The organism is Rhizobacter sp. LjRoot28 (genome assembly GCF_964253025.1).
Taxonomy (GTDB): Bacteria; Pseudomonadota; Gammaproteobacteria; order Burkholderiales; family Burkholderiaceae_C; genus Rhizobacter.
Genome location: NZ_CAXUQC020000001.1, coordinates 2915213 through 2939360, shown reverse-complemented (window position 1 = coordinate 2939360; position 24148 = coordinate 2915213). Strand labels below are relative to the sequence as shown.

The following is a 24148-nucleotide window of genomic DNA, read 5'->3' as shown; positions in this document are numbered from 1 at the left end:
CCATGCCCGGACGGCGGCTACAGAGGCCGGGTTCGACGTCCGACTCAGGTTGCCAGTGGCCCCGGCTCCCGCGGCTTTCCGCCGGGCGGGGCAGCCTCGATCGGCGTCGACTGCGCGGTCCCGGCGCCCGAAGTCGGTTCGGCCCCGATGCCTGCCGGTTGTGTGGCGCCCGCGAGGGCCTGGGCCCGCTCCTTCGCCCACTGCGCCTCCAGCTGGGCGCGCCCTTGTTTCGCCACCGCGATCAGCTTGCCCTCGTCGCCAGCATGCGGCGCCATCTCCTCGATCAGTTCGACGGTGTGCTGCTTGAAGCGCTGCGCCTGCTGTGCGGCGTGGGTGGGCGCCCAGCCCATCAGCTCGAGGACCGAGCGGGCGCTCAAGAGCGCCGCGTCGAGCGTCTCGCGTTCGATCAGCGTGACCCCGCGCTCACGCAGACCGTAGTAGTGCGTGACGTTGCGGGCACGCACCACGATCTTCAGGTGCGGGAAGTGATGCCGAGCCAGGTCGACCACCTTCAAGCTCTGGGCCACGTCGTCGATGGCCACCACGATCACCCGGGCCTGGGCCGCACCCGCCGTGCGCAGCAGGTCCAGGCGCGTCGCGTCGCCGTAGTAGGCGGGGATGCCGAAGCGACGCACCGTCTCGACCTGCTCGGCGTCGTGATCCAGCACGGTGGAGCCGATGCCGTTGGCATGCAGCAGCCGGCCCACCACCTGGCCGTAGCGGCCGAAGCCCGCGATGATGACCGGCGCCGACTGCGCTTCGTCCATGGTGGGCGCGTTGCGCCGGGACGTCCCGGTGGCAAGCCGGGGGATCCACCAGCGGTCCGCCGCCACGAGCAGCAACGGGGTCAGCAGCATCGACAGGGCGACTGCAGCCACGAGCACGGACGAGGTCGGCGCATCGATCACGCCGGCCTGCTGCGCCGCCTGGAACACCACGAAGCCGAACTCCCCGCCCTGCGCCAGCAGCAGGATGAAGACGGGACGCTCCGGACCGGGCAGGGGAATGGCGCGGCCCATGGCCCACAGCACGGCGGCCTTCACGGCGAGGAACACCGTCACGATCAGCGTGATCGCCAGCGGCTGCGCCAGCACGACCGCGAAGTCGACGTTCATGCCGACGGCCATGAAGAAGAGGCCGAGCAGCAGGCCCTTGAACGGTTCGATGTCGGTCTCGAGTTCACGGCGGTACTCGCTCTCGGCGAGCAGCACGCCAGCCAGGAAGGCGCCGAGCGCCATCGACAGGCCCACCGCCTGCATCAGCGAGGCGGTGGCCACCACGAGCAGCAGGGCCGTGGCGGTGAAGATCTCCGGCGTGGCGCTGCGGGCGATCCATCGCAGGGCCGGCCGCAGCAGCAAGCGGCCGCCCAGCACGATGGCCACCACGGTGCCGAGCGCCTTGGCGGCCGTCATCCAGCCGGCGCCTTCCGGCGCCGCCGGCGCGGTCGTCACGGCCAGCAGCGGCACGAGGGCCAGGATGGGAATCGCGGCGATGTCCTGCAGCAAGGCCACGCTCAGCAGGCTCTGGCCGCTGCTCGTCCCCATCAGGTTGCGCTCGGCGAGGACACCGAGGCCGATGGCCGTGGACGAGAGGGCAAGGCCCAGGGCTGCCACGAGTGCGAGCGGCCACCCGATGCCGAAGGCGAGGGCGATGCCGGCGATCACGGCGGCCGACCCGGCCAGCTGCACGCTGCCCCATCCGAAGATGGGCTTGCGCAGGGCCCAGAGGCGGCGAGGCTCCAGTTCCAACCCGACCAGGAAGAGCATGAGCACGACGCCGAACTCGGCGAAATGCAGCATGTCCTGTGCGTCGGTCACCAATCGCAAGCCCCAGGGGCCGATGGCGATGCCGGCCACGAGGTAGCCGATGATGCTGCCGAGTCCCAGCTTCTTGGCGAGGGGGACCGCGAGGACGGCTGCGCTGAGGTAGACGAGGCTGCTGGTCAGCCAGTCGGTGCCATGTTCCATGGTCGGGGGAAGTCTCGATGAAGCCGCGCCGTGCGGACCGTTAACATGAACAGCAGACTGTCTCACACTTCAGGAGCGACGCATGCCGGTCATCGTGGTGGCCAATCCGAAGGGCGGCGTGGGCAAGAGCACGCTGTCGACGAACCTCGCAGGGTGCCTGGCCGCCGCAGGCCATGCCGTGATGCTCGGCGACCTCGATCGCCAGCATTCGACGCGCACCTGGCTCGCACTGCGCCCGCCGGGGCTGCCCCCCATCACCGGCTGGGACATCGACCAGGACGACATCGTGCGCCCCCCCAAGGGCACGACCCACGCGGTGATCGACACGCCGGCCGGCCTTCACGGCAAGCGGCTCGATGCCGTGATGAAGCTCGCCGACCGCATCATCATCCCGCTGCAGCCGAGCGTCTTCGACATCCATGCCACCCACGCCTTTGTGCGCGAGTTGCAGGCCCATCGCCGCAGCGATCGGGTGAAGCTGGGCCTGGTCGGCATGCGGGCCCGCGAGGGCACCATCGCGGCCGATCAGTTGCACAAGTTCCTCGAGACGCTCGACGTGCCCATCGTCGCGTTCCTGCGCGACACCCAGAACTATGTTCACCTCGCCGCCCGCGGCCTCACCCTGTGGGACGTGGCCCCTGGCCGCGTCCAGCGGGATGTCGACCAATGGGCTCCCCTCATCGACTGGATCAACCAACCATGACGAAGACCTTCGAGAAGATCACCGACCTGCAGGCCCTGGTGGGCCAGGAACTGGGCGTGAGCGACTGGATCACCATCGACCAGGAACGCATCAACCTCTTCGCCGAGGCCACCGGCGACCGCCAGTGGATCCACCTCGATGCGGCGCGCGCGGCCCAGGGCCCGTTCGGCACCACCATCGCGCACGGCTTCCTGACCCTCAGCCTCCTGCCCGAGATGACGGCGTCGGCCTTCTCCGTCAAGGACACGCGCATGGGGGTCAACTACGGGCTGAACAAGGTGCGCTTTCCTTCACCCGTGCCCGTCAACAGCAAGGTGCGCGGCCGCTTCAAGCTCGTGGCCTACGAGCCGCTCGAGGGCGGGGCGCAGATGACGGTCGAGGCGACGATGGAGCGCGAGGGCGGCACGAAGCCGGTGTGCGTGGCGGAGTCGCTGTCGCGCCGGTACTGGTGAACCGGGCCGACGCCCGGCTTCGGACACGCCCGGCCGTCGCCGTCCTGCCGCCACACCCGCGGCCGCGGCGCGCGACTGAGGCGAGGTCGCTGCGGGCTCCGATGATGCGCGGCGAGCCTTGAGCCGGAGGGCCCCGTCCGGTGTCCCGGACGTCGCACGCGCCCGGTCGGCACCACGAGACCGGCTTGCCAAGGTCACGGCACGGCCTTCCTGGCGTGACTGAAAGACCCGGTTCAACGGGTGGCCGGGCGCGACCTGCGCCCAGCTGCCGATCGCCACCAGCTGGTTGTCGGACGCGGGCCCGAAGCTGGTCAGCACCCACACCGGCGGGTAAGCGTCGAACCCCCAGTGTTCGCAGCCCCGGGAACAGGCCGCCGCGGCCGGGGAAGATGCGCCGGGCGTCTAGGGGAAGGTCCGCCGAGGCGATGGCGTCGAGAAGGGGTTGCATCCCGCGACGGGAATGCAGCCTCGCCCCGGGTCATCACGTCGGAGGACGGTACCCTCTGCCGAACAGCGCGAGGCACTTTCACACCACCGTCACCCCGTCGATGACGGGGTCCACCGGTGGCGCTCGCAACAGGGGTCTCACGGCGATGCAGTGGTTCCCGACGTTCGTCGGGATGACGGCGTGAGTTGAACCACGGATTCACGAATGGCGTCTTCGCCAGACCGTCGCTCAATCGCGCGGCCCCACCATCCGCACCGCCAACGCCCCGGCACTGGCCAGCGTGGCCATGCCCGCCACGGCCACCCATCCCCCGATCGCGAGCACCCAGCTGCCCAGCGCCGCCCCCGCCGACATGCCGATGAACATGCCCGTGAACAGCAGCGCATTAAGCCGGCTGCGGGCCGCCGGGTCGAGGCCGAAGACGATGGACTGGTGCGCGACGAGCACCGCCTGGACACCGAAGTCGAACACGACCGCGGTGACCACGAGCAGCACCAGGGCGGGCATCTTGTCGAGCCACGGCACCACCGTCATCGCGGCGAAGGCCACGACGGCGAGCGCAGCGCCCCAGCGTGTCACGCGCCCCGGGCCCCACCGGTCGGCCACGCGACCCGCCAGCGGGGCTGCCAGCGCGCCGGCTGCCCCGGCCAGGCCGAACGCACCGGCGGCGGCGCTGCCCATGCCGAAGCGGTCGTGAAGCATCACCGCGAGCGTCGACCAGAACGCACTGAAGGCCAGCGCGAGCAGGCCCTGGGCGACGGCCGAACGGCGCAGGGCCGGCAGGCGCTGCCAGAGCGCCACGAGCGATCGCATCAGCGCGCCGTACGTGGTGGGCTCTGCCGGAGGCGCCGACGGCAACCACCGCCAGCTGGCCAGGCCGGCGACGGCCAGCGACGCCGCCGCGCCCGCGTAGACCCACCGCCACCCGAACCGGTCCGCGACCACCCCGCTCGCCACGCGCGACAACAGAATGCCCAGCAGCAGCCCGGTCATCACCTGTCCCACGATGCGGCCGCGGTGCGCTGTCGGGCTCAGGGTCGCGGCCATCGGCACCACGTCCTGCGCTAGCGTGGCGGTCAGGCCGAGCACCGCGCTGGCGGCGAGGAAGGCGGGCAGGGTGGGCACCGCGGCGCACAGCAGCAGCGCGAGCACCAGCAACGCGAACTTGACGAGGATGACCCGGCGTCGGTCGAACCGGTCGCCGAGCGGCGTCAGCAGCAGGATGCCGGCGGCGTAGCCCAGCTGGGTCAATGTGGGCACGGCGCCGATCTGCGCGGTGGTGGCGTGCAGGTCCGCGGCCAACGGCGCCAGGATCGGTTGCGCGTAGTAAAGCGACGCCGCGCCCTGGCCGGCGGAGGCGGCGAGCAGCAGGACCAGCGCGGTGGGCGGTGCCGTGGGTTCGGCGGCCGGACGGGCCGTCGCGGCGGACAGGGGGAGGGCGGTCATGGGATCTCCGGGACAGGGGCGTTGGTGCGTGGGGCATTGTTCGGCGCGAGCCTCCGCCTGGGTAGCCACCCGTCACGCACAAGCGCTATACCCTTCACGCATGAACGACACTCCCCGCGACAGCGGCCAGGACCGCATCGCCCTGCTCCAAACCTTCCTGCGCGTGGCCGAGGCCGGCAGCTTCTCCGCCGCGGCCGCGTTGCTCGACACCACGCAGCCCACCGTCAGCCGCCGTGTGCAGCAGCTCGAAGACCTGCTCGGGGCCCGGCTCGTCGAACGGTCCACCCGGGGCCTTCGGCTCACCGAGGAAGGCGAACGCTGCATCGTGCAGGCCCGCGCGCTGCTGGACCGCTGGTGCGCCCTGGCCGACGACGCCGCCGGCGACGGCGCTGCGCTGCGCGGTACGCTGCGGCTGCGGGTGCCCCACGCCTTCGGCCAGGGCCAGCTGATGGCCCCGCTCGAACTGTTCCTGAAGCAGCACCCGCAGGTGTCGGTGGAGTGGATGCTCAACGACCAGCTGCCCGACTTCAGCCGCGAGCCGGTCGACTGTTCGCTGATCGTGGGCCAGGTTGAGCGCCCGAACCTCGTCGCCGTCCAGCTGGCCGAAGTGCCGCGCCTGCTGGTGGCCGCGCCGTCCGTGGCCGCGCTGCTGCCCGAAGGCCTCGACCGGTCGCCCGCCACCCTGCGTGCCGCGCTGTCGACCTTGCCCTGGCTGGCGCTCACCACCTTCTACCGGGACGCCATCGAACTGGTCCCCGACGCCGGTGGCGAACCGATCACCGTGCCCTTCCACCCCCGCATGGGCACCGACAGCGTCTTCGCCCTCATCGACGGGGCCCGCCGCGGCCTGGGCGTCACGCTGGTCTCCGAGTGGGCCGTGCTCGACGACCTGGCCGGGGGGCGCCTGGTGCGGCTCCTGCCGGGATGGGGGGCGTCGCCGCTGCCCATCTCGCTGGTGTACCCCACGCGCCAGCTGCAGCCGCCTCGGCTGCGTGCGTTCGTCGCCCTGATGCGCGAGGTGGTGCCCACGTTGCCAGGGATGCGGGCGGTCCGCCGCGGCTAAGGCAGGCCCACGAGAAGCGGAAAGAGTTTCGCTGAGAAACAGCTGAGCACGTGATCGGGCCTTCTCGGTGTTCCTGTCAACAAAGTCCGTGACAGCTGGCCCGGGCGAGCGGGTCGATGTTTCGCTGCGAAAGTCTGAGACAAGTACCCCTCGGGGGGCACTCGCAAGCAGGCGGGCGGCAATGTCCGGGCCAGCGCGACGGTCCGCTTCAGGCGGCATAGCGGTCGTTCAGATCAGCAAACGTGAACCGGCCTGGTAGCAAGGCCAGGAACCATGAATGGCACGGGCAGACAGCCGTTCACATGGTGCGCAAACCAATGCCAGCGCCACCATCCGCGCTCAACACTGTGAACGGCGACAGGCGGTTCACCACGCCGGTCATCGGCGACGGAAACGGGTGGTAACGGCGGCCTCTTTGCAGCCGCCGGACACCGGGCGTGCATCGCTTCGCGGCTCCTTTCCCCCTTTGGAGGGGCCTCGCTCCCGAGGCCATCCGGCGTACGATCGCCGGTCGTGGCATCCGCCTGGGAGAGACAAGAATGAAAGTGCTGCTGGTTGATGACCACCCGCTGATCCTTTCCGCGCTGCAGACCGTGATCCAGGGTCTGGGCGATCACGTGACCGTCGTGGGCGTCGGCAGTGCGCGCGCGGCGCGCGAAACGCTGGTGGCCGACGCCGATTTCGACCTCGTCCTGCTCGACCTGCAGCTGGGCGACGCCGACGGCTTCGACCTGCTCGTGGAGTTCCGTGCCGCCTACCCGGCGCTGCCGGTGGTGGTGGTCTCGGCCTCGGATCGCGCGAGCGACGTCATCCGCTCGATCGACCAGGGCGCCATGGGCTTCGTACCCAAGCGGGCGTCCAACGACACGCTCTTCGAGGCGCTGCACATGGTCATGTCCGGGGGCATCTACGTGCCGCCGATGAACATCGGCGCTGACAGCTCGTTCTCGGCCCAGGCCGACCGCCCCGCCGACCTCAACGTCGTCAAGCGGGAGGCGGCCGACAGCAGCTTCCAGCAGCAACCCAGCCTCGCATCGCTGGGCCTCACGCCGCGCCAGACCGACGTGCTGGCGCTGCTGCTGCAGGGCAATCCCAACAAGCTCATCGCCCGCGAACTCGGCCTGTCGGTCGAAACCGTGAAGGATCACGTCGCGGCCGTGCTGCGTGCCCTCGGCGTGAGCTCCCGCACGCAGGCCGTGCTGGCCGTCAGCCAGATGAGCCAGAAGCACGGCGGCTTCTCGACCTGGCGCACCAGCTCCTCACCCATCCGTTGAACATGGCATCGTCTCCTCCTGCCGCAGGCGCGCTGCCCACGCCCGCTCCCACGCCGACCGCCGCGGAGGCTGCGTCGGCCGCGGCCGAGAACCATGCGGCCGTGAAGGCCATGCTCGACGACCAGGCCTCGGCCGAGCGGGTCCAGAACATCTTTTCCTACCTGCCCACCACGCAGGCAGCCAGTGCGGCCGGCGCGGCCGTCGTGGCCGTGCTGTACTGGGAGCATGTGCCGGCGACCGGGCTGCTCAGCTGGCTGGGCCTGCTGTTCGCCCTCGGCCTGGCGCGCAGCTACCTGCACCGCGCCTTCCTGCGCGAGCGCCCCACCACCCAGGAGCGGCTGCTCAAGTACTACCAGGGCTGGCGCTACAGCACCCTCACGGCCGGCGTGCTGTGGGGCGGGGCGGCCTGGTTCTTCTACAGCTACGGGGGGGCCACCGAGAAGATCGGCCTGATCCTCACCATCTACAGCTTCTGCATGGCCGCCATGCAGATCCTCTCGCCGCAGCACCACACGTTCTACGAGTTCTGCGTGCTGGCGCTCGTGCCGCTGGTGGTCAAGGTGGCGTGGCCCGCCACCTTCGAAGACTTGTTCCTCGCCGGCGTGCTGATCTTCATCTTCGGCATCACCGTGTCGCTCAGCCGCCTCTACCGCCGCAACTTCGAAGGCCTGCTGCAGATCAAGGTCCGGGCCGACCAGCTGCTGGTGCAGCTGCGGGCGGAGAAGGCCGCGGCCGACGAGGCCCGCCAGGAGGCCGAGGTGGCGAACCGGGCCAAGACCCAGTTCTTCGCCGCCGCCAGCCACGACCTGCGCCAGCCGCTGCACGCGATGGGCCTCTTCGCCGAGGCGCTGCGCCAACGCAGCCATGACGAGGAAGTGACCCGCCTCGTCACCAGCATCAACGGTTCGGTGGATGCACTCGAGGGCCTGTTCTCCGAGCTGCTCGACATCACCAAGATCGACACCGGCGGGGTCGACGTCACGCCCGAGCACTTCAACATCGGCGACATCTTCCGCAAGCTGCGCCTCCACTTCGAGCCGACGGCATTCGAAAAGGGCCTGGCGCTGCGTTTCCGCGGCGAGAACCACAACGTCTACGCCGACCCGGTGCTCGTCGAACGCATCCTGCGCAATCTGGTGTCGAACGCCATCCGCTACACCAATGACGGCAGCATCCTCGTGAGCTGCCGGCGCCGCAACGGGCGCATGGTGCTGCAGGTGTGGGACACCGGCGTCGGCATCCGCGAGCGCGAGCAGACCCGCATCTTCGAAGAGTTCTACCAGGTGCCGCACAGCGAGGTGCTGTCGCCGCAGCAGCGCAAGGGCCTGGGGCTGGGCCTTGCCATCGTCAAGCGCCTGGCCGACCTCATCGGTGCACCGCTCACCCTGCGCTCGGAAGTGGGTCGGGGCACGGTGTTCTCGGTCACCTTGCCCATCGGCAAGGCCCCGCGCTCCATTTCCACCGCCAGCGTTTCCGGCAAGGCGCCACTCGGCCTCACCCTCGACCACAAGTTCATCGTGGTCGTCGAGGACGAGCCGGCCGTGCGCGGCGGCCTCGAAGTGCTGCTCAAGGGATGGGGCGCGACCGTCGCGACGTTCGAGACGGTCGAGGCCAGCCGCGCCTGGGCCCAGACGGCTCCGTCCGACGCGAAGGCGCCCGACCTCCTCATCGTCGACTACCGCCTGGAACACGGCAACACCGGCCTCGACGCCATCCAGGCCCTGCGCGGCCGCTTCGGCCTCCAGGTCCCCGCCATCATGGTCACCGGCAGCACCATGAGCGGCCTTGAAGCCGACGCCCAGGCCCACGACTTCCACCTGCTCGTCAAGCCGGTGGTGCCCAACAAGCTGCGCGCCATGATCGGGTTCAAGCTGGGTGTCCGTGGCGGGTAGCTGTTGGCCCCCCAGTCGCTTCGCTCCTGCCCCCGAGGGGCGCCCCGGGTCGCCCGGGAGACCCGGGCTCGCGGGTGGCTTGAACGGCGCTTCGCTTCGCTTGCTGGGCTCTGCGGCACGGCCTTGGCATGAGGGCCGGCTCGTGCGGCGCGGGGCGGTGTTGGCGATTGAGCGGCCGCACACAAGAGCTACTGATCAAGCAGACCTGGAGAGACGTCCTGGCTTCCTCAAGTCCTCGGCGTTCACGGCGCGTAAGACCTTCACATTACCAACGATACGAATAAGCTGAAGCTGGTGTTCAGGCGTTCTTTGGTGATTTTCTGGCGCGCCAGAAAGTTACTCGGCTGCCGGGCCGAGACCCGGCGCGGCCGTGCCGCCGAGACATGGTCTGCAGATGAGATGTACCTCGGCATGAGCGGCTAGCAGCGGCTAAGCCCCGGCGCGTGATCGGGGCGGACGCGGCCACTACTTGTAGCAACGGCGCCAGGTCTCCGTCCCTGCCCGCGATGGCTAAAGCGAACCCGCTCAGAACTCCAGGTTGTCGATGAGGCGCGTCGTGCCGAGCCGGGCGGCGCCGAGGACGACGAGGGGGGAGGCCAGGTCGTCGGCCGCCGGGGGCAGCAGGTCGGTGCGGCGCCGCACCGTGAGGTAGTCGGGCGCCCAGCCCTTGGCGCGCAGTTCGTCGGTGGCTTCGGACTCAGCCTGGGCGAGGGACGAGGGGTCGAGGCGCACGCGATCGGCGATGAAGCGCAGGGCCTGCGACAAGGCGATGGCTTGCTGCCGTTCGGCTTCGCTCAGGTAGCCGTTGCGCGAGGACAGGGCGAGACCGTCGTCGGCGCGGGTCGTGTCGGCGCCTTCCACCGTGATCGGCAGGGCGAACTGGCGCACCATCTGGCGAATGACCATCAGCTGCTGGTAGTCCTTCTTGCCGAACACCGCCACCTGCGGCTGAACACACTGGAAGAGCTTCATCACCACGGTGCAGACCCCGGTGAAGAAGCCGGGGCGGAAGTGCCCTTCGAGGATGTCGGCCAGGGCCGGATCGGGCTGCACCTTGAACGTCTGCGGCTGGGGGTAGAGCTCGGCCTCGTCGGGCGCGAAGACGATGTTGGCGCCGGCGCTGCGCAGCAGGTCGGCGTCGCGTGCGAGCGTGCGCGGGTAGGTGTCGAAGTCCTCGTGCGGCGCGAACTGCAGGCGGTTGACGAAGATGCTCACCACCACCGGAAGGCCATGGGTGCGCGCCTGGCGCACGAGCGACAGGTGCCCCTCGTGCAGGTTGCCCATGGTGGGCACGAAGGCGCAGCGGCCGGCGCCGGGCAGTGCAGCGCGCAGGGCGTCGATCGTGTGGAGGATCTGCATGGCGTTCGGTGAGGTCAGTAGGCGTGGATGGCGTCGTCGGGGAAGCGGCGTGCTTTCACGTCGGCGACGTAGCGTTCGACGGCTGCGGCGATGGACGGCGCCCCTTCCATGAAGTTGCGCACGAAGCGCGGCAGCTTGCCATGGGTGATGCCCAGCATGTCGTGGAGCACGAGCACCTGCCCCGCGCAACCGGACCCTGCGCCGATGCCGATGGTGGCCATGGACACCTGTTCGGCGACCTGCCTGGCGGCTTCGGAGGTGACGAGTTCCAGCACGCACATGGCGGCGCCCGCGTCCGACAGCTCACGGGCGTGACGCACGAGCGTGGCGACCGCGTCTTCGCCGCGGCCCTGGATGCGGTAGCCACCGAGTGCGTGCACGGACTGCGGCGTGAGGCCGAGGTGCGCACACACCGGCACGCCGCGCTCGACCAGGAAGCGGGTCGTCTCGGCCGTCCAGCCACCGCCTTCGAGCTTCACCATCTGCGCGCCGGCCTGCATCAGGGCGGTGGCGCTGCGCATCGCCTGGCTCGGCGACTCCTGGTAGCTGCCGAAGGGCAGGTCACCGATGAGCCAGGCCGCGGGCCGGGCACTGGCGACGGAACGCACGTGGTAGGCGATCTCGTCCAGCGTCACCGGCACCGTGCTCGTCTGGCCCTGCAGCACCATGCCCAGCGAATCGCCCACCAGCATGCAGTCCACGCCGGCGGCATCGAGCACCCGCGCGAAGCTCGCGTCGTAGCAGGTCAGCATGGTGATGGGCTCACCGGCCTTCTGCATCTCGCGCAGGCGGTGGAGGGTGACGGGCTTGCGGGGCTGGGCGAGGTCACTCATGACGTGGTCATCCCGAGTTTGTCGAGCAGGTTGCGGTCGGCCGAGACATCAGGGTTGCCCGTGATGAGCAGCTTGTCGCCGTAGAAGATGGAGTTGGCGCCTGCCAGGAAGCACAGCGCCTGGATGGCCTCGCCGAGTTCCTGGCGGCCGGCCGACAGGCGCACGCGTGACAGCGGCATGGTGATGCGGGCCACGGCGATGGTGCGCACGAACTCCAGCGGATCGATGCCGGTGCTGCCGTGCAGCGGCGTGCCCGCCACCTGGACGAGGTTGTTGATGGGCACCGACTCGGGGTACGGGTCGAGGTTGGCCAGGGCCGCGATCAGGCCGGCGCGCTGCTGGCGCGTCTCGCCGAGGCCCACGATGCCGCCGCTGCAGACCTTGACCCCTGCGCCGCGCACCTTGTTCAGCGTGTCGAGGCGATCCTCGAACTGGCGGGTGCTGATGATGTCGCCGTACTTGTCGGGTGCGGTGTCGATGTTGTGGTTGTAGTAGTCGAGACCGGCGTCGCGCAGCTGTTCGGCATGCCCTTCGTCGAGCATGCCCAGGGTGGCGCAGGTCTCCATGCCGAGGCCCTTGACCGCCGCGATGAGGGCCGCGACCTTCTCCACGTCCCGGTCCTTGGGGCTGCGCCAGGCCGCGCCCATGCAGAACCGGGTGGCGCCGGCCTCCTGGGCCGCGCGTGCGGCCGACAGCACGGCATCTTCTTCCATCAGCTTGCTGGCTTCCACGCCGGTGTCGTAGCGGGCGGCCTGCGGGCAGTAGGAGCAGTCCTCGGGGCAGCCGCCGGTCTTGATGGACAGCAGGGTGGACAGCTGGACGTTGGTCGGGCTGAAGTGTTCGCGGTGCACGGTTTGCGCCTGGAACATCAGCTCCGGGAACGGCAGGTCGAACAAGGCCTCGATGGCTTCGACGGACCAGCGCTCGGCCGGCTTGTCCTGTGCCGGGCGGCCCTCGGGGCGGGGATGGATGCGAACGGCGGCTTCTTGCATGTCTCGGACCTTTTCTCGGAAAGGTGGACTGCGCAGGCGGGCGCAGTCCGGGCGATGGTGAGGGTTCAGGCCGGCTGGTAGGCCAGCCGGACGTAGATCGGGGCGAAGGCCTCGGCCTGGGTGACTTCGAGCAGGTGCTCGCGCGACAGTTCGAGCATCGCGATGAAGGTGACGACCAGCACCTGCGGGCCGCGGGAGACGTCGAACAGGTCTTCGAAGGTGGCGAACCGCCGGCCCTGCAGGCGCTTGAGCACGATGCTCATGTGCTCGCGCACACTGAGCTGCTCGCGGGTGATGGTGTGGTGCTGGTTGAGCTTGGCGCGCTTGAGGATGTCGAGCCACGCCGCGCGAAGCTCGTCGGGTTCGACATCGGGGAATCGGGTGACGAGCGACTGCTCGACGGCCACCTGGGCCCGCAGGAAATCACGCCCGATGACGGGCAGGTTGTCGAGCCGCGCGGCGGCGAGCTTCATCTGCTCGTACTCGAGCAGCCGGCGCACGAGTTCGGCGCGCGGATCCTCGGCCTCCTCGCCCTCGGCCGACTTCTTCGGCGGCAGCAGCATGCGCGACTTGATCTCGATCAGCATCGCGGCCATCAGCAGGTATTCGCTCGCCAGCTCGAGGTTGGTCTTGCGGATCTGCTCCACGTAGGCCAGGTACTGCACGGTGACGCTGGCCAGGGGGATGTCGAGGATGTTGAAATTCTGCTTGCGGATCAGGTAGAGCAGCAGGTCGAGCGGCCCCTCGAAGGCTTCGAGGAACACCTCCAGCGCATCCGGCGGGATGTACAGGTCGGTCGGCATCGCGAACAGGGGCTCGCCATAGAGGCGGGCCACCGCGACGTTGTCGACCACGCTGGGCGAGATCGCATCGGGCGGCGACTGGGACAGGGCGGTGTCCATCGTCACGGGCGAAGGCCGGCGCGCGGCTGCTTTCAGCGCTTGGTCTGGTAGACGTAGGGCTGCTGCGGCACGCGGGAGGCGCGGTACTCGGCCTGGCGGTCCGCGTCGATCGGACGGTCCCACAGCAGGCCGCGCCCCTGGCGTTGCTCGGCTTCCAGGGTGGGCTTCTTCTCCTTCAGGCTGTCGATGAAGGTGGAGATGTCGGACTTGTAAGGCTTCCAGAACAGCGGCATGGTGAGCGTTCGCCCGGGGGCGTTAAAGTGGCTGTCAGGGATTTTACCGGGGATGGACATGGCACGCGGATTCATCGTTGTGGCACTGCTGGCAGCCTCGCTCGCGGCGTGCGACGCCCGGCGCATCGAGAAGCTGGAAGAGGGCTTCTCGAACGAATCGGACGTGCGGGGCCAGTTCGGCGAACCGACGGTCGAACAGCGCCTGGCAGACGGGTCGCTGCGCCTGGAGTACACCCGGCAACCCGAGGGCCACGTCAACTACGAGATCGTCATCGGGCCGGACGGCAAGATGGCGTCGCTGCGCCAGCTTTTGACCCCGGCCAACTTCGCCAGGCTCCAGGCAGGCGCGACGCAGGCCCAGGTCCGTCAGGCCCTGGGTGCCCCGGGCAAGGTGCAGGCCTTTCCGCTCAAGGCGGAGGAGGTGTGGGAGTGGCGTTTCCTCGATGGCCAGGAAAGCAAGCTCTTCTGGGCCACGTTCGACAAGGACGGACGGCTCACCACCACCACCACCGTGCAGGACCCGCGCAACACGGCCAGCTGAACGCCCTGGGCAAAGGCCGGGGCCAAAGCTCGCTGACCTGGCCTCAGGCCTCGACGCGCTTCACGCCCTCGGCTGCCTTGAGGAAGCCGTGGCTCATGTCGCCGGTGAGCCAGCGGGCCAGCTCGTCGAGCAGGCCGGTGGTGACGGCATGCGCCGGGAACTCGGCGGTCACGGTCTCCAGGCCGTCGAGGTTCACCATCTGGAAGCGCAGGCGGCCCTGGTCGTGCTCGGGAAACACCTTGACCATCAGGATCACGTCGGCCGTGAAGCGGAAGTTGACATGCAGCAGGCGGCCCTTGTCGGGATCGCGCCGCGTTTCCACATCGGCCGTGATGCCGGCCTGGCGAAGGCGGGACTCCAGCCGCTCGATCTCGGGCGGGAAGTCCTTCGTCATGGTCATCACTTGGCCGGACTTCTGCTGGCCGTGGATGACGAGGTGGTCGAAGACGTCCTGATCGCGCAGGCGCTGCTTTCGCGAGTCGACCATGAAGTCGCCCCGGGCCAGGTTGTCGAGCGGCGTGCGGCTGTCCAGGGAGAAGCGAATGCGCGGCTTGAGCTGCAGCACGTTCAGCTGGGGCGCCAGCTCCATGAAGTAGTGCAGCGTCGCCTTGCAGGCGGCTTCGACGAGCGCCGTGTTGCGTGCTACCGCGGCGGCGTCGAAGGAGCTTTGCGTCTTGAGGGCGTCAGCCTGACGCTTGAGGTCGTCCAGAAATCCCACGTGTTCGTTCCCTGATGAACTTGTCGATGTTGTATCGAAAAGCTTACATCATGGGCGTGACGTCGCGGCGAGGCGGCGGCGAATAATCTCGCCGCCGACCCTGTTCACCGAGCCATCTGCCGATGGCCGGTCGGCTTCATCGGACGCGCATGCCCGGGGTGGCACCTTCGCCCGGCTCCAGCACGAAGATCCCGGGGTTGGCCTTCTCGTCGGCATGCGAGGCCGCGAGCACCATGCCCTCGCTCACGCCGAACTTCATCTTGCGCGGCGCGAGGTTGGCCACGAGGACCGTGAGCTTGCCGATCAGGTCCTGCGGCTGGTATGCCGCCTTGATGCCGCTGAAGACGTTGCGGGTGCGGCCTTCGCCCACGTCGAGCGTGAGGCGCAGCAGTTTGTCGGAGCCCTCGACGTGTTCGCAGTTCACGATCTTTGCGATGCGCAGGTCGACCTTGGCGAAATCGTCGATCTTGATTTCCGGGGCGATCGGCTCCCCGCCCGGCGGGGGCAGGGCCACCACCGGCGGCTCGAACAGTGCATCGAGGAGCTTGGGGTCCACGCGTTGCATCAGGTGCTGGTAGGCCCCGATGGTGTGGCCTCCGAGGGCCCGCTCGACGTCACTGAAGGTGAGGGGCTCGACGCGAAGGAACGCCTCCACCTGGGCGGCAAGGCCCGGCAGCACCGGCTTGAGGTAGATGGTGAGCAGGCGGAAGGCCTCGATGCAGACCGTGCAGACGTCGTGCAGCACGGCGTCTTCCCCGTGCTTCTTGGCCAGCTCCCAGGGCTTGTTCTGGTCGACGTACTCGTTGACCTTGTCGGCCAGCAGCATCACCTCGCGCAAGGCCTTGCCGAACTCCCGTTCGTCGTAGAGGCGCTCGACCTCGGCCCGGTGGGCGCGCAGTGCATCGAGCAGCATGCGGCCCTCGACACCGACGTCGGCCGACAAGGTGCCACCGAAGCGCTTGCTCAGGAAGCCGGCGGCCCGGCTCGCGATGTTGATGTACTTGCCCACCAGGTCGCTGTTGACGCGGGCGATGAAGTCATCGGGGTTGAAGTCGATGTCCTCGTTGCGGGCGTTCAGCTTGGCGGCGATGTAGTAGCGCAGCCACTCCGGGTCCATGCCGAGCTCGAGGTAGCGCAGCGGCGAGATGCCCGTGCCACGGCTCTTGCTCATCTTTTCGCCGCTCACGGTGATGAAGCCGTGCACGTACACGTGGTCGGGTGTCTTTCGGCCGCTGAAGTGCAGCATGGCCGGCCAGAACAGGGTGTGGAAGTAGGTGATGTCCTTGCCGATGAAGTGCACCTGCTCCACCGAGGGGTCGCGGAAGAAGGCGTCGAAGTCGCGGCCGGTCTTGCCGAAGTGGTTCTTCAGCGACGCGAGGTAGCCCACGGGAGCGTCGAGCCAGACGTAGAAGTACTTGTCCTCGGTGTCGGGGATGCGGATGCCGAAGTACGGTGCATCGCGGCTGATGTCCCAGTCGGCCAGGCCCGCGCGACCGGTGTCGTCGACGTTGAACCACTCGCGGATCTTGTTCAGCACCTCGGGCTGCAGGCGTCCCGGCGCGTGCGTCCATTCCTTCAGGAAGTCGACGCAGCGGTCGGAGGAGAGCTGGAAGAAGTAGTGGGCGCTCTTGCGCAGCTCGGGCGTCGCGCCGCTCAGCGCCGAATAGGGATTGCGCAGCTCGGTCGGCTGGTAGACCGCGCCGCAGGATTCGCAGTTGTCACCGTACTGGTCCTTGGCGCCGCACTTCGGGCACTCGCCCTTGATGTAGCGGTCAGGCAGGAACATGCCCTTCACCGGGTCGAAGAACTGCTCGATGGTGCGTTCGGCGATCAGGCCTTCCTTGCGCAGGGCCCGGTAGATCTCCTGGGCGAGTTCATGGTTCTCCGGGCCATCGGTCGAGTGCCAGTTGTCGAAGGCGATGCGAAAGCCATCGAGGTACTGCTTGCGGCCGGCAGCGATCTCGCCCACGAAGGCCTGGGGCGTTTTGCCTGCCTTCTCGGCGGCGATCATGATCGGCGCGCCATGGGCGTCATCGGCCCCGACGAAGTGCACCTCGTGGCCCTGCATGCGCAGGAAGCGCACCCAGATGTCGGCCTGGATGTACTCCATCATGTGGCCGATGTGGAACGGGGCGTTGGCGTAGGGCAGGGCGGTGGTGACGAACAGCTTGCGGGTCATGGTGGTCTTTTCTGGCAGGCGCCGGGCCGTGCGGCACGAGGGCCCCCGATTCTAGTGGCCTGCCTTCGCCCTCAGGGCCGGCAGGCTGCGTCCCGCGTCCGCCTGGCAGCCCGGCGGACGGGTGGCGGAAGGGGCATTGCGAGGCGCTAGACTGGCGCGATTCCTTTCCCCTGCGACAGATCAGTACCCATGGCCCTCAGCGAGCAGACGATCACCGCGGCGATCCAGACGGTCGTCGATCCCCACACCGGCCGGGACTTCGTCTCGACCCGCCAGCTCAAGAACCTGCGCATCAAGGGCGGCGACGTGTCGTTCGAGGTGGAACTCGGCTATCCCGCGCGCAGCCAGGAGGCCGGACTCAAGGCCACCCTCGAGGCGGCGGTGCGCACGGTCGAGGGCGTGCAGAAGGTCGATGTGCAAGTGGTGAGCCGCATCGTGTCGCATGCCGTGCAGCGCGGGGTACAGCTGCTGCCCAATGTGAAGAACATCATCGCCGTGGCCTCGGGCAAGGGCGGCGTGGGCAAGAGCACGACCGCCGTGAACCTGGCGTTGGCGCTGGCCGCGGAAGGTGCCTCGGTCGGCCTGCTCGACGCCGACATCTACGGCCCGAGCCTGCCCACCATGATGGGCATCACCGGACGGCCGGAGAGTGACGACGGCAAGACCATGGAGCCGATGCGCAACCATGGCGTGCAGGTCATCTCCATCGGCTTCCTGGTGGAACCGGACAACGCCATGATCTGGCGCGGCCCCATGGCCACCCAGGCGCTGGACCAGCTCCTGCGCCAGACCCGCTGGAAGGACCTCGACTACCTCCTCATCGACATGCCCCCGGGCACCGGCGACATCCAGCTCACCCTCGCGCAACGCGTTCCGCTCACCGGCTCGGTCATCGTGACGACGCCGCAGGACATCGCGTTGATCGATGCCAAGCGCGGCGTCAAGATGTTCGAGAAGGTCGGCGTGCCGATCCTCGGCGTGGTGGAGAACATGGCCATGCACGTCTGCTCCAACTGCGGCCACGTGGAGCACATCTTCGGTCACGACGGCGGCCGTCGCATGGCCGCCGAGTACGGCATGGACTACCTCGGCGCGCTGCCGCTGGACCTCGGCATCCGGGTGCAGGCTGACGCCGGCCGGCCCACCGTCGTGGCCGAACCGGACGGCGAGATTGCCGGCCTCTACAAGGCCATGGCGCGGAAGGTGGCGGTCAAGATTGCCCAGCAGACCAAGGACTTCTCGGCCAAGTTCCCGACCATCACGGTGTCGAAGAACACCTGAGCGCCCGGCCCGATGTCGACGGGCCATGGCGTTGCCCAGCCGGGTGAGCGCCTGTCCCGGAACTTGAATGGCCGGCGGGCAAGGCTAAGCGTGCTGCCCGGTCTTTTCTGGTGTGGATGGCTTGGACATGCCAGCGAGGTCGGAGGCATGACACTCCGGCCGGAGCGTCCGCTTTGCAAAGCCGAAGCGGTCATCTCACCGGAGGGCCGCCGCGGGCTCGTATCCGGCGGACAATCCTCAACGCAGGACTGCGAGCGAGCTGAGCGGAGCGACGCCAAGCCAAAGAGCAGCAGCGGCATTTGAATCGTCGTACCGTGGGCGTCTACGCCCCGCTGGAGCCAGCCACACCATGAATCCACTGCACGAGAGCGAGGCCCGCATCCGTGCGTTCGCCGACGCCGTTCCCGCCATGCTGTGGGAGACCGACCCCACCGGCCACTGCACGTTCCTGTCCCGCGAGTGGTATTCGTTCACCGGCCAGACCGAAGCGGAAGCCCTCGGCCTGGGCTGGACCAGTGCCACCCACCCGGACGACCAGGCGGAGGCCGCGCGGATCTTCCTGAGGGCCAATACCAGCCGGGAGGAGTTTCGCCTGGAGTACCGGCTCCGTGGCGCTCGCGGTGAATACCGGTGGGCGCTCGACGTGGGCCGGCCCCGGTTCACGGCCACGGGTGAATACCTCGGCATGGTTGGCGCGGTCATCGACATCGACGAACGCAAGCAGGCAGAGGAGGCCTTCACGGCCAGCGAAGTGAGGCGGCAGCTGGCCCTTGAAGCCGCCGAAGTCGGGATGTGGCATGTCGATCTGGCAACAGGGGCCATCCAGAGCGACGCCCGCTTCCGGACGATCTTCGGCGCCGCCGTGGCGGACTACCCCGAGCTGTTTGCGATCATCCACCCTGGCGACGTTCCGGCCGTGCAGGAGGCCATCGCTGCGGCAACCCGCCCGGACGACCCCGCTCCGTACGCGATTGAATACCGGATCGTTCAACCGGACGGATCTCTCCGCTGGATCGCCGCCAAAGGACGGTCGCACATCGACGCCAGCGGCTCGATCAACCGCGCAGTGAGTTTCGACGGCACCGTGGCCGACATCACGGACCGGAAGAACGCCGAGGAGGAACGCGAGCGGCTGGTCGGACGCCTTCAAGAGCAGGATCAGCGGAAGAACGAGTTCCTTGCCACCCTGGCGCACGAACTCCGAAACCCCTTGGCCCCGATTCGCAACGGCCTGCAGATCATGCGCCTGGGAACGGGCGATGCTCAAGCGATCGAGCGAGTCCGCGAGATGATGGAGCGCCAGCTCGGGCACATGGTGCATCTCATCGAGGACCTGCTCGACCTGAGCCGCATCAGCCGGGGCAAGATCGAACTGCGCAGTGAGCGGGTCGATCTGGCGCAGGCCATCGCGCAGGCTGTCGAGGCCAATCGGCCGGCCATCTCGAAGTGCGATCAAGAGCTGCTGGTCGACCTGTTCCCGGGCCGGATCATCGTGCAGGGCGACTTGACCCGTCTGGCTCAGGTGTTCTCGAACCTCTTGAACAACGCCAGCAAGTTCACCGGGCGTGGTGGCCGCATCGAATTGACCGTTCGACACGTCGAAGGCGAGGCCATCGTCTCCGTGCGGGACAACGGTATCGGCATCTCGGCGCACATGCTGCCGCTGGTCTTCGACATGTTCTCCCAAGCGGAAAGCAACCTCGAACGGTCACACGGCGGGTTGGGCATCGGGCTGTCCATCGTCAAGCGGCTGGTCGAGATGCACGGCGGGGCGGTTGAAGCCCGAAGCGAGGGGCTCGGCTCTGGCAGCGAGTTCGTCGTCCACCTCCCGGTGGCCTCGGGAATGGCCATGCCGGCCGCGACTGATCAGGAGGAACCGATCGCCGACAGCGGGCGCAAGCGGATTCTCGTGGTGGATGACAACCGTGACGCCGCGGACAGCTTGGCGATGATGCTGACGATGACGGGCAACCACACCCTGACCGCGTACGACGGCTTCGAGGCACTCGATGTCGCGGCCCGGTTCAAGCCGGACCTGGTGCTCCTCGATATCGGCATGCCCAAGGTGAATGGCTACGAGGTGTGCCGCCGCCTGCGACAGGAAGCGGGGACCAGCGGCGCGATGATCGTCGCCTTGACGGGGTGGGGCCAGGAAGAGGACAAGCGCCGGTCGCTGGAGGCGGGCTTCGACGCTCACCTGGTCAAGCCGGTGTTGCCGGGGGCCATCGATGCGCTGGTGGCCCACGCCAGCGTCGCAGACCGTTGAGTGGCCCCGCGGCGCACCGCTCGGCAGCAAGCTCGCGCACGCTGCCGAGTTGACCCGCTCGCCTCCTGCCAGCGGTCCGGATTTGCATCAAGCCACATTCGGGCCGCGGCTGAAAGGGCCGCATGCAGCGCCTGCCTCCCGGCAAGCGCGCAGCGGCCCGGTTCTCACTTCAGCTTCGGCAGGTGCTTCGGCCGCATGTCGGCCGGCGGCTTGTAGGCGCTGACCCGAGCGGAATTGCCGGCCACGCGGGCGGGGATGCCCTCGGTGCTGTTGGCATAGCGCAGGGTGACCAGGGCGACGGCGTCGGAGTTGAGGTCGAGCGCGTCGTCGTTGAGGTTGGTCATGTCATCGCAAGCGGCGTGGTAGCACTTGTCGTAGGCGACACCGGCCTGGCCGCCCCACAGCGCCACTTCGTCTTCCGTCTTCAGGCCTTCGGCGCCGGTGAACAGGCCGCCGGCGGGAATGCCGGCCGCGATGAAGGGACCGTAGTCGGAGCGCCCGTCGAAGTCGGTGCCCTTGAACTTCTTGCCGCGCTCGGTGTAGAACGCCTCGAAGGCCTTCTCGATCGCGTCGGAGCCCGCGGGGCCGGCGGCCTCGCCGGTGTTGTCCGAGTTGTCACCGTCATAGATGAAGTAGCCCGGGTTCGGGGAACCGATCATGTCGAAGTTGAGGTACAGCACGATCTTGGCGCGCTCGGCGTCGGGCAGGGTGTCGACGTAGTCGGTCGAGCCGAGCAGGCCCGACTCTTCGCCACCCCACAGCGCGAAGCGCAGCTTGTTCTTCGGCGTCACCTTGGCCATCTGCACCGCGGTCTCGAGGATGGCGGCCGAACCGGTGCCGTTGTCGTTGATGCCTGCGCCTTCGTGCACCGAATCCAGGTGCGCGCCGACCATGACCACCGCATTCGGGTCACCGGCCTTGGATTCGGCGAGCACGTTGTAGGTGGTCGTCGTGGTCCGGGTGGTGTCGGCCTTGATGCGCAGCGTGAGGCCGGGGGTGGCGGCGAGCTGCTGGCCGAGGACCTGGGTGACCGAGACCACCGGGATGTTCTCGGCGAAGGCATCGCCCAGCGTGCCGTTCAGGTCGCCTTCGGCGTTGTTGTAGATCACCACGCCCGCCGCACCGGCCGTCGCTGCATTGGCGGCCTTCTGGCCGAACGGGCAGGTGCCGCGGCTGATGAGGGCGATGTGCCCGGCGGTGAAGGTAGTGAAGTCGGCCGCGTCGCAGCCGAGGTTGGGAACCACGGTGACCGGGGCCGAGGCCACGTCGCCGGTGCCCGAGTACGACATGACGTTGTGCGCGATATCGGCTGCCGGGGCGGGAGCCACCTGCTGCAGGGCGCTGCCCCCGTTGTCGGTGAACGAGACGAACGAGAAGGTCGTGCGGGTGACGGCGTAGCCGGCGTCGTTGAAGACCTTCATGGCGTAGTCGATCGATTGATCGAACCCTGGCGTGCCCGAGGCGCGGTTGCCGTTGTTCGCCTTGGCGATGCGGTCGAGTTCGGTCAGGTGAGCCTTGACGCCGGTGAGTGAAACGCACGCCGCCAGTTTCTCGGCGGTGTCGTTGACCTGCTGCGCACAGTTGGGCACGGCCACGTCGTCATCGCCGCCGCCGCAGGCCGCAAGGCCGACTGCCACCGAGGCCGCCGTGGCGGCAAGCCAGACCTTGCGGCCTGGTGATGAGAGCTTCGGAAGAATCTTCTGCATGTTTCGTCTCCCTGACGAGATGGGCGCCCTGGCGCCCGAGGGTGATGTCGCACGACCGCATCCAACGGCATGCTGCAAGACGCTGCATGCCGGATGGACACGGACCTTCGGCTCGACGTTCCGGACACGAATCCGAGACTGCTTGCCGGTCGAGACGCACCGGCCGTGGATGTGTCCGCGAGCCGAAGCCCCAGAGAGCAAGCGATGTGCCTTCGCACTGCACCAAAGCGGAGATGGCGCGCGGTGCCGCGGTCGTGGAGCACCTCGTCCACGGACCGGCGCGGGGCCATGCGAGATGCGAGTTGCGGGTTGCAAAGGCTGCGGGATCGGGGTCGCGAGAGGCGGCGGCGACACCTTGCGCTGTGCGGCGGCGAGGCGTTTGCAATCTCGCTGGGACCGGAGCGCAACCCATGCAGTTGCAGCGCACACTCGAAATGCCAGGAGGAAGGGAAGAAAAGAAAAGCCATCGCGGCTTGCTACAGAATCAAGCAGATCAAATGTGGCTGCCGCCTTACAGGACCAGAAGATGCCAAGCTCGGCCGATGATTTGTCAGGACGCCTGTCCGCTGCTTTCCCTGAGAAGGTCAGGTGGTCGGAGGATTTTCTGCAGGTGAGCTTGCCCTCCATGCACGATGAAGCCCAGTTTCTGCACGATGCCTGCCTCGGCAGGGCGTGGAAGGAAGTGGACTTGAAGAAGCTCAGCGAGGTCTACTTCAGCCGGTCGCTGTACTTGACTTCGGAAGGCGTGCGATTTCTCTTGCCAGCCCTGGCCTTGGCCACGCTCGCCTATCCAGACTCGGATGTCGCCATGCACGCCGTCGAGTGCCTGACGCCCGCCTCGCGCCGGGCCGAGAAAATCGAGGTCTGGAAAGCCGAGCGATTCGACAAGTTCTCGGGCGATCAGCTTCGCGCGTTGCAGGAATGGCTGGCATTCATCAATTCGACGAATGAAGGGGAACGGGCTTGGTTTCCAGCGGGAATGGCGCTCGAACTGCTTCGCGAGCACGTGAGCGAGGGGAAATAGCGGGCTGCACGTCACCCCGACGCTGATGCAGGGCCCCCGACCCGAAACGTGCCACCGGCTCTCGCCAAGGACGGTGGCATCCGGGGCATGACGCCAGGCCGTGCGTACTGCGACGGCGGTCGAGCGCGTGCACAGTGCGCCTCAGGTCGGCGGACGCAATGACAAGTCAACGCCAGCGGACGAGTGGCGATGGCCTATGGCAGCAGGGATGGCAGGCCGGGGGCCCGCTGCTTCAAATGCTGACGAGGTTGCGCAGGTGGGTGGGGCCGGCGCGGCGCTCGATCTCGGCATGCAGCGGCTTGTTCCAGCCGAGGGCGAACAAGGCTTCGGCGGTGACGAACATCGGGCCCACCAGCAGGCCGACGAGGTCGTCGACGAAGGCGGGCTTGCGGCCCTCGTAGTAGTGGCCGATGAACTGGATGATCCAGCCGATGATGAAGGTGCCCAGACCCCATGCGAGCCAGGCGCCGACGCTGCCGCGTGACACGGCATGCGCCGCCAGGATGATCACGCCCGTGGCCGCGGTGACCGCGAGGCTGAGGGTGAACGCACCACGGCGGGTCAGGTACCAGACGGCTGACAGGGCGAAGGCCACCCAGGCCGCGGAGACGGTGACGTCGCCGATGTCGACGCGGGCCCGCGCGAGCAGCACGCCGATGCCGAAGACGATCATGGGCACGCCCACGAAGTGGGTGGCGATGTTGCGCTGGTCGCGGTGGTACACGGCGTACTTGGCGAGCAGGTCGATGGCGGTGCGAGCTTGGCTCATGGCGCGTCCTCCGGATGCGGCGAGGGGCCGCGGTCGTGGAACCATTGTGCGCCCCTGCACGGGCATGGTGTCTGCGGGGTTTCCTGCACCCGATCACCTG

Annotated in this window: 20 protein-coding genes; 9 read left to right on the top strand and 11 right to left on the bottom strand. The window is 68.3% G+C overall.

Annotated features, from left to right (window positions below; translation table 11 throughout):
- Positions 1–44: 44 nt before the first annotated feature.
- Positions 45–1967: a glutathione-regulated potassium-efflux system protein KefC gene (gene kefC, locus ACSQ2F_RS13440; RefSeq protein ID WP_436023572.1), complete on the bottom strand. Its 1923-nt coding sequence runs from the start codon at positions 1965–1967 to the stop codon at positions 45–47.
- 82 nt (positions 1968–2049) lie between these two features.
- On the opposite strand from kefC, the gene ACSQ2F_RS13435 reads away from it, so the two are divergent.
- Positions 2050–2670, top strand: coding sequence for a ParA family protein (locus ACSQ2F_RS13435; protein ID WP_436023570.1), 621 nt, complete (start codon positions 2050–2052; stop codon positions 2668–2670).
- On the top strand, positions 2667–3122 hold the full coding sequence (locus tag ACSQ2F_RS13430) for a MaoC family dehydratase (protein ID WP_436023568.1): 456 nt from the start codon (positions 2667–2669) through the stop codon (positions 3120–3122). Before ACSQ2F_RS13435 ends, ACSQ2F_RS13430 begins: the two co-directional genes overlap by 4 nt.
- Before the next feature lie 676 nt (positions 3123–3798).
- Here the strand turns inward: ACSQ2F_RS13430 and ACSQ2F_RS13425 are convergent.
- Positions 3799–5016: an MFS transporter gene (locus ACSQ2F_RS13425; RefSeq protein WP_436023566.1), complete on the bottom strand. Its 1218-nt coding sequence runs from the start codon at positions 5014–5016 to the stop codon at positions 3799–3801.
- A 100-nt stretch (positions 5017–5116) separates the two neighbouring features.
- Here ACSQ2F_RS13425 and ACSQ2F_RS13420 point away from each other — a divergent pair, with 100 nt between their 5' ends.
- The 3 genes from ACSQ2F_RS13420 to ACSQ2F_RS13410 all read left to right on the top strand — a co-directional run bounded on the left by ACSQ2F_RS13420 (position 5117) and on the right by ACSQ2F_RS13410 (position 9245).
- Positions 5117–6079 carry a LysR family transcriptional regulator gene (locus ACSQ2F_RS13420; protein ID WP_436023564.1) on the top strand — a complete coding sequence of 321 codons (963 nt, stop codon included), beginning with the start codon at positions 5117–5119 and terminating at the stop codon, positions 6077–6079.
- Positions 6080–6618: 539 nt separating this feature from the next.
- Complete coding sequence (locus ACSQ2F_RS13415) at positions 6619–7353, top strand: response regulator (RefSeq protein ID WP_436023562.1); 735 nt, start codon at positions 6619–6621, stop codon at positions 7351–7353.
- A gap of 2 nt (positions 7354–7355) precedes the next feature.
- Positions 7356–9245 (top strand): ATP-binding protein, encoded by a 1890-nt coding sequence (locus ACSQ2F_RS13410; RefSeq protein ID WP_436023558.1) that lies wholly within the window; start codon positions 7356–7358, stop codon positions 9243–9245.
- 525 nt (positions 9246–9770) lie between these two features.
- Here the strand turns inward: ACSQ2F_RS13410 and panC are convergent.
- The 5 genes from panC to ACSQ2F_RS13385 all read right to left on the bottom strand — a co-directional run bounded on the left by panC (position 9771) and on the right by ACSQ2F_RS13385 (position 13564).
- Positions 9771–10604 (bottom strand): pantoate--beta-alanine ligase, encoded by an 834-nt coding sequence (gene panC / locus ACSQ2F_RS13405; RefSeq protein ID WP_436023556.1) that lies wholly within the window; start codon positions 10602–10604, stop codon positions 9771–9773.
- Positions 10605–10618: 14 nt separating this feature from the next.
- Positions 10619–11437 (bottom strand): 3-methyl-2-oxobutanoate hydroxymethyltransferase, encoded by an 819-nt coding sequence (gene panB / locus ACSQ2F_RS13400; protein WP_436023554.1) that lies wholly within the window; start codon positions 11435–11437, stop codon positions 10619–10621.
- Positions 11434–12429 carry a biotin synthase BioB gene (bioB, locus tag ACSQ2F_RS13395; RefSeq protein WP_436023552.1) on the bottom strand — a complete coding sequence of 332 codons (996 nt, stop codon included), beginning with the start codon at positions 12427–12429 and terminating at the stop codon, positions 11434–11436. The genes panB and bioB overlap by 4 nt, the downstream gene beginning before the upstream one ends.
- A gap of 65 nt (positions 12430–12494) precedes the next feature.
- Entirely contained in the window at positions 12495–13331 is an 837-nt protein-coding gene (locus ACSQ2F_RS13390; protein WP_436026826.1) for a segregation and condensation protein A, read from the bottom strand.
- 32 nt (positions 13332–13363) lie between these two features.
- Positions 13364–13564: a DUF3460 family protein gene (locus ACSQ2F_RS13385; RefSeq protein WP_436026824.1), complete on the bottom strand. Its 201-nt coding sequence runs from the start codon at positions 13562–13564 to the stop codon at positions 13364–13366.
- Between the two features lie 58 nt (positions 13565–13622).
- On the opposite strand from ACSQ2F_RS13385, the gene ACSQ2F_RS13380 reads away from it, so the two are divergent.
- A complete protein-coding gene (locus ACSQ2F_RS13380; protein WP_436023550.1) occupies positions 13623–14105 on the top strand; it encodes an outer membrane protein assembly factor BamE in 483 nt (160 codons plus the stop codon).
- 43 nt (positions 14106–14148) lie between these two features.
- Here the strand turns inward: ACSQ2F_RS13380 and ACSQ2F_RS13375 are convergent, their stop codons facing one another.
- Positions 14149–14823, bottom strand: a complete 675-nt coding sequence (locus ACSQ2F_RS13375) for a hypothetical protein (RefSeq protein ID WP_436023548.1) — start codon at positions 14821–14823, stop codon at positions 14149–14151.
- A gap of 136 nt (positions 14824–14959) precedes the next feature.
- Positions 14960–17002 (bottom strand): methionine--tRNA ligase, encoded by a 2043-nt coding sequence (metG, locus tag ACSQ2F_RS13370; protein ID WP_436023546.1) that lies wholly within the window; start codon positions 17000–17002, stop codon positions 14960–14962.
- Between the two features lie 189 nt (positions 17003–17191).
- Between metG and apbC the strand changes: the two genes are divergently transcribed.
- Together apbC and ACSQ2F_RS13360 are read left to right on the top strand one after the other, a co-directional pair.
- Positions 17192–18283, top strand: a complete 1092-nt coding sequence (gene apbC, locus ACSQ2F_RS13365) for an iron-sulfur cluster carrier protein ApbC (RefSeq protein ID WP_436023544.1) — start codon at positions 17192–17194, stop codon at positions 18281–18283.
- A 349-nt stretch (positions 18284–18632) separates the two neighbouring features.
- Positions 18633–20549, top strand: a complete 1917-nt coding sequence (locus ACSQ2F_RS13360) for a hybrid sensor histidine kinase/response regulator (RefSeq protein WP_436023542.1) — start codon at positions 18633–18635, stop codon at positions 20547–20549.
- Positions 20550–20713: 164 nt separating this feature from the next.
- Here the strand turns inward: ACSQ2F_RS13360 and ACSQ2F_RS13355 are convergent, their stop codons facing one another.
- Entirely contained in the window at positions 20714–22255 is a 1542-nt protein-coding gene (locus ACSQ2F_RS13355; RefSeq protein ID WP_436023540.1) for a M28 family metallopeptidase, read from the bottom strand.
- 526 nt (positions 22256–22781) lie between these two features.
- Here ACSQ2F_RS13355 and ACSQ2F_RS13350 point away from each other — a divergent pair.
- Positions 22782–23279, top strand: a complete 498-nt coding sequence (locus tag ACSQ2F_RS13350) for a hypothetical protein (protein WP_436023538.1) — start codon at positions 22782–22784, stop codon at positions 23277–23279.
- A gap of 232 nt (positions 23280–23511) precedes the next feature.
- Here the strand turns inward: ACSQ2F_RS13350 and ACSQ2F_RS13345 are convergent, their stop codons facing one another.
- The gene (locus tag ACSQ2F_RS13345) at positions 23512–24048 is read right to left on the bottom strand and encodes a DUF962 domain-containing protein (protein WP_436023536.1); all 537 of its coding nucleotides are present in this window, start codon (positions 24046–24048) and stop codon (positions 23512–23514) included.
- Positions 24049–24148 lie beyond the last annotated feature (100 nt).